This is a genomic window from Fluviicola sp. (genome assembly GCF_030151805.1).
In the GTDB taxonomy this organism is placed as follows: Bacteria; Bacteroidota; Bacteroidia; order Flavobacteriales_D; family Crocinitomicaceae; genus Fluviicola.
Map to the genome: position 1 here is coordinate 1 of NZ_JASLCN010000460.1, position 7,434 is coordinate 7,434.

Sequence of the window (7,434 nt, forward strand, 5' to 3'; positions counted from 1 at the left end):
TCTTTCCCTGAATATTGATCTGGCAACAAGCATTTCCTGTTCTGTAGATATTGGTATTATCAACCCAACCGGAAGTTTCACGGATGGAATGCCCGCCTGCAGATGTACCATGATTCAAAAACGTAAGTCCTCTTATTGTTTTCGGCACTTCAAAACAAAATCCTCCCACACGCATCGTTCTGTCAATATTCGAGAAAAAAGTCAACTCACCGCGTCCATTTCCATACACCTGCAAACGTGTATAATAGGTTGTATTGTATGCTATATTAAAAACTCCTGTATTTGGAATCAATACTCCGTCATCATAAACCATTGCTCTGATATTCGGACTCCCCGAACTAGTGGATAACGGGCTGGTACACAAAATACCGATAGCATCCATAATAGAAAGTCCATTGCAAACTGTCATCGGAACTGCCAGTCCGGGAGTCAGATCCCTAGACCCTAAAGCAGCAAGGAAAGCTCCGATTCCTTTACTCGGAGGATTTGCGGAAACATTAAAGTCAAAGTCCATGTTGAATTGCTCATCGTAAATATTACCCAAGGGTATAGATATCCTGTTTTCATGAGCTCCGCCAATTTGATTAAAATTCACCCTTCCGGAGTGTATTGAAACAAAACCGCTGGCAAGCGATGCCGGAGCAACACCACAGGAAGGTAAGGTACTAAAAGTGTTGACTGTTGTAGTCCATCCCACGGACGAACTATAATCAAAGTTTTGGGCGTGAATTGATACACTACTTAAAAATAGTAGAATCGCTAGTTTAATTTTTTTCATTTTCTGAAATGTAAATAAATGTGTGCCCTACTCTTTTGGCTTTTCGGGTTACGCCGGTTCCACATCAAAAACACATCCCGTCTTTTTTCTCTCCGGGGAATAATTCCGATTGTACGTTATTTGTTCGTTTAAAGAGGAACCGGTACTAAAATTAGGTGCGGAAAAGAATACACGAAACCCGGTTTGTACAAGGTTTGTACTTTCGTGTATAAGTGTTAGCACATACTGTATAAGTGATTTTAACTTCAATGGTCCGAATCCAGAATGCTACATGTTCTGAAAGAGTGAAACCAGAAGATTAGCCATTAAATAAAAATCCACCGGTTTACTTGAAAACCGATGGATACAGTTAATTATTAATCCTGTTACGAATTATTTACAATTAAATAGTGAAGAAAACGCAGGATTTACAACTGAATAAAATCCACATGCAACAAATCCTGGATGTAGCGCAGTTTTTTGCGTTCAACCGGTTCAACCAAACTCAGGGAAATGCCGCGTTTTCCGGCACGGGCCGTTCTTCCGCTTCGGTGTGTGTAATAATCCGGATCATCCGGAAGCTGGTAGTGAACCACAAAAGCCAGATCTTCAAAATCCATTCCGCGTGCTGCAATATCGGTAGCAATTAAATATTGTGTGTGACCCTGGCTAAACATCCGGATCGCTTTTTCGCGTTCCTTGGTAAACATTTCGCCGTAAATCTCCGTGACTTTCAGATCATGTCCGCGAAGAAACTTTGCTGTAGACTCCACATCACCCTGCATTCTGCAAAAGATAATCCCGCGTGCTTTTTTCATTGTTTGAAGAAAATCCAGCAAAAGCATCTGCTTATCTTCTTTCTGGCATTCCACATATTGATGCTCAATGCGCGGATTCATAACCTCCTTGGTAGAAACAATGGTTTTAGGAGCATCCCGGTGTAAAGTTGCTTTGATCCATTTGGTCAATTCTCCGTGAATCGTAGCCGAAAACAGCCATTTCTTATGAAAATCGTTCGTTTCCGCCAGGATTTTATCAATATCCTTCATAAAACCCTTCGCATACAATTCATCCGCTTCATCCAATACGATGGTTTTCACCCGGTGCAGCGAAACCGCTTTGGAACGAATCAATTCCAATAATCTTCCCGGAGTTGCCACAATCACTTGCGTAGGTCTTTTCAGACGTGCTTTCTGCTCATCAATACTCTCACCACCGCCAATGGATTCAATGAAAAACTTATCCAAATGCTTCGACAACTTAAACAAAGTTCTGGATGTCTGAATGATCAATTCACGGGTCGGAACCAATACCAAAGCCTGTACATCTTTGTCTTTCGGATCAATGCGGTGAAGCAAAGGAACTCCGTAAGCAATCGTTTTTCCCGAACCGGTATGCGCCTGCCCAACGTAATCCTGGTGTTTTTCAAACAAGTGTTTCCATGCATGCTGCTGAATCGGCGTCGGAGATGTAAACCCCAATTCGTCCATTCGTTTCACTAATCCCGGGTGGATATTGAATGTCGTCTTCATACCACAAAAATAGTGTTTCCACAGCGAATATCGGTCGTAAACCTGATTCTCAGATGTATTTGTGGTTTTATTTCAAACGGATTCTCTGAAACTTCCTCCCCACCCGATCTATTTACGAATGAGACACCACGATAAAAACGGATTCACTCCATTCTTTTTCCGGGTCAGAGAGCGCAATCTCAAAACATGATATTTGTCATGTTTTTTACTCCTCCAGATCATGTTTTTTCCGCTGGCTTGTTAATTTCTTTGCACTATGGGAATGATCTACATAATGCTGATTGTGAGTCTCTGTTTAGCGGTGTTTTTCCTCGGAATTTTCCTTTGGGCAGCTAAGAGCGGGCAATATGATGACGATTATTCCCCGAGTGTCAGAATTCTCTTCGAGGACGAAAAAAAATCAAATCACAATAATCCGGAAAACGATGGAACAACTAACAGTGAAGTACGACAATAAAATTGTCAAGTATTTTACCTACGCAACAATTCTTTGGGCCGTAATCGGCATGCTTGTAGGATTAATTGCAGCTTTGGAGCTTGCATTTCCCGAATTTTTTAATGAGTACTTAGGTTTCCGATACATTTCCTTCGGGAGAATCCGGCCGCTGCACACCAATGCGGTTATTTTTGCCTTTGTAGGAAACGGGATTTTCATGGGAGTTTATTATTCCCTGCAGCGCTTGCTTAAAACCCGTATGTGGAGTGACCGTCTAAGTTACATCAACTTCTGGGGTTGGCAGTTAATCATTGTTTGTGCTGTTCTTACATTGCCTTTCGGAATCACATCCAGTAAGGAATATGCCGAACTGGAATGGTGGATCGACATCCTGATTGCAGTTATCTGGGTAGTTTTCGGCTGGAACATGTTTGCAACGATTCTCAACAGAAAAGTCAAACACCTGTATGTAGCGATCTGGTTCTACATTGCCACTTTCGTAACGGTTGCCATTCTGCACATTTTCAACTCCTTCGAACTTCCGGTTTCCTTCCTGAAAAGTTATTCCTGGTATGCAGGAGTTCAGGATGCGCTGGTTCAGTGGTGGTACGGGCACAATGCCGTGGCTTTCTTCCTCACAACCCCTTACCTGGGATTGATGTATTACTTTGTACCAAAAGCAGCCAATCGTCCGGTTTATTCCTACCGTTTATCCATCATTCACTTCTGGGCATTGATCTTCATTTACATCTGGGCAGGTCCGCACCATTTACTTTATACTTCTCTTCCCGACTGGGCTCAAAGTTTAGGAGTCGTTTTCTCTGTGATGCTGATTGCTCCTTCCTGGGGAGGAATGCTGAACGGATTGTTGACCCTGCGTGGTGCCTGGGATCGTGTCCGCGATGATGTAATGCTCAAATTCATGGTCGTAGCGCTGACTTGTTACGGGATGGCAACTTTTGAAGGACCGCTGCTTTCCCTGAAATCCGTCAACATGATCTCTCACTTTACCGATTGGACCATTGCCCACGTTCACGTAGGTGGATTGGGATGGAACGGCATGATGACCTTCGGGTTGATTTATTGGCTGATCCCGCGTTTATTCCAAACCAAATTATACTCTGTCAAACTGGCGAATCAGCATTTCTGGATTGCAACACTGGGAATCATTTTGTATGCGGTGCCGATGTACATTGCGGGGTTCATGCAAGGTTTGAGCTGGCAATACTTTAATCCGGACGGAACCTTGGTTCACAAGGATTTCCTGGAAATCGTAATCGACATGAAACCTTACTACATCCTGCGTTCTTTGGGTGGCGCATTGTACATCTTCGGAGCATTGATGCTGGTTTACAACGTATTCAAAACGGTAAAAGCCGGAACATTCCTGGCAAATGAAGTGGTTCAGGTAACGGACGAACGAAATCACCAGGAGAAAAACGAATACTGGCACAGACGCATTGAAGGAAAACCGGTTCGTTTTATGATCCTGAGTATTGTAGTTGTTGCAATCGGTGGAATTGCAGAAATCATTCCGACCATTGCCGTGAAATCCAACGTTCCGACAATCAGCAGTGTAAAACCTTATACCGCTTTGGAACTGGAAGGACGGGATTTATATATCCGGGAAGGATGCAACAACTGTCACTCTCAAATGGTGCGCCCGATGCGTTTTGAAACGGCTCGTTACGGTGATTATTCAAAAGCCGGAGAACATGTTTACGATCACCCCTTCCTTTGGGGATCCAAGCGCACAGGACCTGATTTGGCGCGGGAAGGTGGTTTGCGCGGAAACCTCTGGCATTACAAACACATGATCGACCCGAAAGCATTGTCTCAGGGTTCTATCATGCCCGCTTATCCATGGCTTCGCGATGATAATCTGAATACTTCCCTGCTCGTGAAAAAGATCAGCGCGATGCGAAAACTCGGAGTTCCTTACAAGCCCGGATATGAAGACATCGCAATGGAAGAATTAAACAAACAAGCACACGTCATTGCGGAAGACATTGTCAAAAACATGCCGGAAATGGCGCTGAACGGAATGAATCCGGAAACAAAAGTAAAAGAGTTGCAACAGAAAGAAATTATTGCACTCATCGCTTACCTGCAGCGCATCGGAACTGATATTAAAGCAAAACCTTCTAAATAAGCATTCTATGTTACGATTCATCAAACATCATTTAGCAAGCGAGCAAGGAGCAGCGTTCTACGGAATCCTTTCCCTGTTGATCTTCGTGCTGTTTTTCCTGATTGTTCTGATTCGCATCTGGCGGATGAAAAAATCAACGATCGAGGAATTGAGTAACATTCCTTTAGCAAAAGACGAAGTCACACTACAAAATGAAATCCAATGAAAAAGAATTTGATCACATTACTATGCGGACTTTTAGCAGGATTTCCGGTTGTTGGTCAGGGAGAAGCGTTATTCAAGGCCAAGTGCAATACCTGTCATGCGGTAGATAAAAACTCCACCGGTCCGATGCTGAAAGGGGTGAAAGCAAAATGGAACGATGCCGGAGAAGGCGCTTTGCTTTACGAATGGGTAAAAGATTCTAAAAAACTGATTCTTAGCGGGAAAAGTAAAATGGCTTTGGCAATCCAGGATTTTTCCAAAACAGATATGTCCCCGCAACAAGCTACTCCGGAAGAAGTAGATCAGATTTTGGATTACGTGGACAGTTACACTCCGCCACCACCACCAGCACCGGGAAAAGAAAATCCGGGAGATCCGGTTGAGCTTCTTCCCGATTATCATAGCAACCTGACGATTTTTTACGCATTGATCGGGTTGATTGTTGTGTTGCTGATTGCGATAATTCTCATGAGTAGCTCTATTCTGACCTTTGTGAAATCCGACTTATTCAAAGCAAAACTGAAAGAAGAAGAAAATAAAAAAGATTCCGGAGGATTGACCAACCTGGTACTCATCATTGTTGGGTTGGGAACACTGTTTATACCGAATGATGTGTTGGCTCTTTCAACACCGGATATGACTGATCCGACGCAATTGGAAATGCCTTGGCTAAAGGTGGAGAATGTAGACATCTATATTCTGATCTGCATCAATATCGTACTGCTTTTAGTAGTCATTTACCTCCGAAATCTGTTTAATAGTTTCTATTACATGGTTTACAAGCGGAAGGAAAAGAAAGTGAAAGAAAAACACGGGAAAGTATCTAAAATCCTGGTTGATTCCGTTCCGATCGAAGAAGAAGCAAGTATTTTGATGGATCACGAATACGACGGAATCCGGGAATTGGACAACAACCTTCCGCCCTGGTGGGTTTGGGGATTCTATCTGACGATTCTGTTTGCTGTAGGATACATTTTGTATTATCATGTCTTCAACGGTCCTTCTCAGCTTACGGAATACAACAACTCCATGACCCAGGCTCAAAAGGAAATCGACGCATATCTGAAAGAAGCTGCCATGAATGTGGATGAAAACAATGTAACCTTGTTAACCGATCCGGCAGATCTTGACAAGGGAAAATCATTGTTTCAGGCCAATTGTGCCACATGTCATAAAGACGGAAGCGGAGATATCGGCCCGAACCTGACGGACAATTATTGGCTCTACGGAAACGATATCAAAGATGTCTTCGGAACGATCAAGAACGGAACTTCTAACGGAATGCCGGAACACGCTTCCAAATTGAACCCGATTCAGCTTCAGGACGTCGCATCTTATGTGTTAAGTTTAAAATACATCCCGGGTAAAGAGCCGCAAGGAACAGAATATCCAAAAAAATAATATCGAAGTCTGTCCTCGCGGGCAGACTTTTTTCAATTATGGAAGATTTCAGAGATCATATCGCAACAGTTAACGAGCAAGGAAAGCGCGTTTGGGTTTACCCGAAAAAACCAAGTGGACGTTTGACCAACAGGCGCAAGCTGGTTAGTTATTCCCTGCTGATCTTTTTGCTTGCCGCACCGTGGATTCAGGTAAATGGCAGCCAGTTGCTCGAATTCAACATTCTGGAACGCAAGTTCAGCATCTTCGGAGCTACCTTCTGGCCGCAGGATTTTTACATCTTCGCCATTTTACTGGTCATCGGAATTGTTTTCGTCATTCTCTTCACCATTATCTACGGCCGGATTTTCTGCGGATGGATTTGCCCCCAAACCATTTTCATGGAATTCGTTTTCCGGCAGGTTGAATATTGGATTGACGGAGACTGGAACCATCAGAAAGCTTTGGACAAAGCACCCTGGAATGCAAAAAAATGGGGAAAACGCATTTTGAAACACGGAGTTTTCTGGCTGATTTCCTTTGTGATCGCCAATGTGTTTTTAGCTTACATCATCGGATCCAAAGAATTGCTCCGCATCCAAACAGAACCATTGAGTCAGCATATCGGCGGGTTTAGTGCAATCATCGTTTTCACGACCCTGTTCTATTTCGTGTTTTCCTATTTAAGAGAACAGGTTTGCACAACGATTTGTCCTTATGGAAGATTACAAGGTGTTTTACTCGACAAAAACTCCATGGTTGTGGCATACGATCATGTGCGTGGCGAACAACGGGCGAAGTTTAAGAAGAATGAAAACCGTCCGGAAACCGGGAAAGGAGATTGTATTGATTGCCATCAGTGCGTTCATGTATGTCCAACGGGTATTGATATCCGGAATGGAACGCAGCTCGAATGCGTGAATTGTACTGCTTGTATTGATGCTTGTGATACGATGATGGACGGAGTTGGTTT

At 43.4% G+C, this 7,434-nt stretch carries 7 protein-coding genes; 5 read left to right on the forward strand and 2 right to left on the reverse strand.

Features of this window, described 5'->3' with window-relative positions:
• Nucleotides 1-778, reverse strand: a 778-nt coding sequence (locus Q1V93_RS17450; protein WP_300666436.1) for a hypothetical protein, incomplete at its 3' end; no start/stop codon positions are given.
• Between the two features lie 407 nt (nt 779-1,185).
• Nucleotides 1,186-2,289: a DEAD/DEAH box helicase gene (locus Q1V93_RS17455; RefSeq protein WP_300666437.1), complete on the reverse strand. Its 1,104-nt coding sequence runs from the start codon at nt 2,287-2,289 to the stop codon at nt 1,186-1,188.
• Between the two features lie 262 nt (nt 2,290-2,551).
• Between Q1V93_RS17455 and ccoS the strand changes: the two genes are divergently transcribed.
• The 5 genes from ccoS to ccoG form a co-directional block, all read left to right on the forward strand.
• The gene (gene ccoS, locus Q1V93_RS17460) at nt 2,552-2,746 is read left to right on the forward strand and encodes a cbb3-type cytochrome oxidase assembly protein CcoS (protein ID WP_196781368.1); all 195 of its coding nucleotides are present in this window, start codon (nt 2,552-2,554) and stop codon (nt 2,744-2,746) included.
• Nucleotides 2,715-4,877, forward strand: coding sequence for a cytochrome-c oxidase, cbb3-type subunit I (gene ccoN / locus Q1V93_RS17465; protein ID WP_300666438.1), 2,163 nt, complete (start codon nt 2,715-2,717; stop codon nt 4,875-4,877). Before ccoS ends, ccoN begins: the two co-directional genes overlap by 32 nt.
• Nucleotides 4,878-4,884: 7 nt before the next feature.
• Nucleotides 4,885-5,082: a cbb3-type cytochrome c oxidase subunit 3 gene (locus tag Q1V93_RS17470; RefSeq protein ID WP_300666439.1), complete on the forward strand. Its 198-nt coding sequence runs from the start codon at nt 4,885-4,887 to the stop codon at nt 5,080-5,082.
• Nucleotides 5,079-6,482 carry a c-type cytochrome gene (locus Q1V93_RS17475; protein ID WP_300666440.1) on the forward strand — a complete coding sequence of 468 codons (1,404 nt, stop codon included), beginning with the start codon at nt 5,079-5,081 and terminating at the stop codon, nt 6,480-6,482. The genes Q1V93_RS17470 and Q1V93_RS17475 overlap by 4 nt, the downstream gene beginning before the upstream one ends.
• A 38-nt stretch (nt 6,483-6,520) precedes the next feature.
• Nucleotides 6,521-7,434, forward strand: a 914-nt coding sequence (ccoG, locus tag Q1V93_RS17480; protein WP_300666441.1) for a cytochrome c oxidase accessory protein CcoG, incomplete at its 3' end; no start/stop codon positions are given.